This is a genomic window from Syntrophorhabdus sp. (genome assembly GCA_012719415.1).
GTDB lineage: Bacteria > Desulfobacterota > Syntrophorhabdia > Syntrophorhabdales > Syntrophorhabdaceae > Delta-02.
Genome location: JAAYAK010000326.1, coordinates 1 through 1,964 on the forward strand (window position 1 = coordinate 1; position 1,964 = coordinate 1,964).

2 protein-coding genes are annotated in these 1,964 nt (G+C 57.5%); both read right to left on the minus strand.

Features of this window, described 5'->3' with window-relative positions; genetic code table 11:
• Window positions 1-58 precede the first annotated feature (58 nt).
• Window positions 59-292: a hypothetical protein gene (locus GXX82_18280; protein ID NLT24986.1), complete on the minus strand. Its 234-nt coding sequence runs from the start codon at window positions 290-292 to the stop codon at window positions 59-61.
• 509 nt (window positions 293-801) lie between these two features.
• Window positions 802-1,964: sigma-54-dependent Fis family transcriptional regulator (locus tag GXX82_18285; protein ID NLT24987.1), on the minus strand; the 1,163-nt coding region annotated here is incomplete at its 5' end.

A 1,964-nucleotide genomic window follows, 5' to 3' on the forward strand; every position in this document is an offset into this window, starting at 1 on the left:
CAAATAAAACCGAGAGAAGAAGGGGTCGTTTCGCGCCATATCTCATGATGATGCCCGCCTATTTATTCTTTTGCACGTCGTCGTAGACAAGCCCGCCCACGGTTCCCACCCCTGCCCCGATGGCGGTCCCCAGCAGAACGCTTCCACCCGTCAGAATGCTCAGGGCCGCTCCGGAACCGGCCCCGATGGCTCCGCCGCTCAAAGCCCGCTGCTGTGTGGTGGACATGTGGGAACACCCGGCCACCATCGCGATCAACAATGCCATCGCTACCACTATCCTCAGTTTCCGCATTGATTGCCTCCTTAAGTCACTGTTATCGACGGACTGAACAAGATTCCCCAGTTCCTATCCGCGATCATCTACGAACGAATCCCGTCATTCCGGCGAAGGCCCGACAAAGAAGGTCGCTCCCGCACTCTTCCCCGTCATTCCGGCGAAGGCCGGAATCCAGGACAGCTGACGGATCCAATGGGCCTTGCGGGCCAATGCCAAACCGTGGTTTCCGCACCGTATGCCGTCGGACAACACAAATGGTTTCCTGCTGAAACCGAGTCTCTTCTGGATTCCGGCCTTCGCCGGAATGACGGGGAGACAGCTTTGTAGACAGCCGCTTGAACATAAAAGCTTGTAATACAATAACCGTGCCAAACTGTAAGTAGCTGAAATAAAAGGATTACCGTGCAGGAGACAGACCGTGCGCTGTATTGATATCCATGCACCGGCCGTGGGGACAGCGCGGCCCTGATGCGTGTATCTTATCTAGATCACAAAGGAATCAGGAGTGTATGGAAAACAGTACACTAGGTCTTCTTGAAATCTTCCGGTTTCAGATCATACTTCTTGAGGAGGGAGTAGAAATCGGCCCGGTATTTTCCGGCCATTCCCGCGGCCTTGCTTACGTTGCCTTCAGCTATCTGGAGCACCCAGTTCAGGTACTCCTTCTCGAAATCCTCCTTCGCCTCCTTGAAGGACTTGGGCGATGTCGAGAGGGTCTCCCTGAAGGGGAGGATGGCATCCTCCGATATGACCTCGCCGCGGCTCGTGACCACGGCGTACTCGATGGCATTCTCCAGCTCACGGACGTTGCCCGGCCAGTCGTGGAGCATCAGCTTCTGTACGGCCATGGGCGTGAGGCCCTTGACCTCTATCTTCATCTTTTCCGACGTCTTCTTCAGGAAGTGCTCCGCCAGCGGGACGATGTCCTCCCTCCTTTCCCGCAGGGGAGGGATGCGCACGGGGATGACATGGACCCTGTAGAACAGGTCCTCCCGGAAAGACCCCTTCCTGACCTCGGCCTCCAGGTCCTTGTTCGTGGCGGCGATGAGGCGAACGTCGACATTGAGGGGTTTCTCGCTTCCCAGCGGATAGAATTGTCTTTCCTGCAATACCCTGAGGAGCTTCGCCTGGAGCGAAAGGGGCATATCCCCTATCTCGTCGAGAAAGAGGGTTCCGCCATCCGCCTGCGCGAAAAGGCCCTTCGAGTTCCTCACGGCACCCGTGAAGGCACCCTTCTCATAACCGAAGAGCTCGCTCTCCAGCAGGGTCTCGGGGATGGCAGCGCAGTTTATGGCGGTGAAGGCCCTGTCCTTTCTGGAACTCGCGAAATGGACGGCCTTTGCGACGATCTCCTTTCCGGTGCCGCTCTCGCCGTAGATGCACACCGTCGAATCCGTCGGCGCTATCCGCGCCACAAGGCTGAGGACCGACTGCATCCCGGGGCTGTCGGCAACAATGTTCGAGAAGGTGTAGCGCTCCTCGAGGATCCCTTCGAGCCTTTTGACCTCCGAATGGAGCCTGCGGTTCTCGAGCGCCCTTTCCATCTGCACAAGCAGCTCGTCCAGGTCGAAAGGCTTCGCCAGGTAGTTGAAGGCGCCCATCCTGATGGCCTCGACGGCGCTTTTCACGCTGCTGTGCGCCGTGAGGATGATAACGGGTATTTCCGGGTTTATCTGGTGGAGTTCAC

Bases quoted from the DNA above. Each gene is read 5' to 3' on its own strand.
- GXX82_18280 (NLT24986.1), bottom strand. From the start codon at position 292: ATGCGGAAACTGAGGATAGTGGTAGCGATGGCATTGTTGATCGCGATG.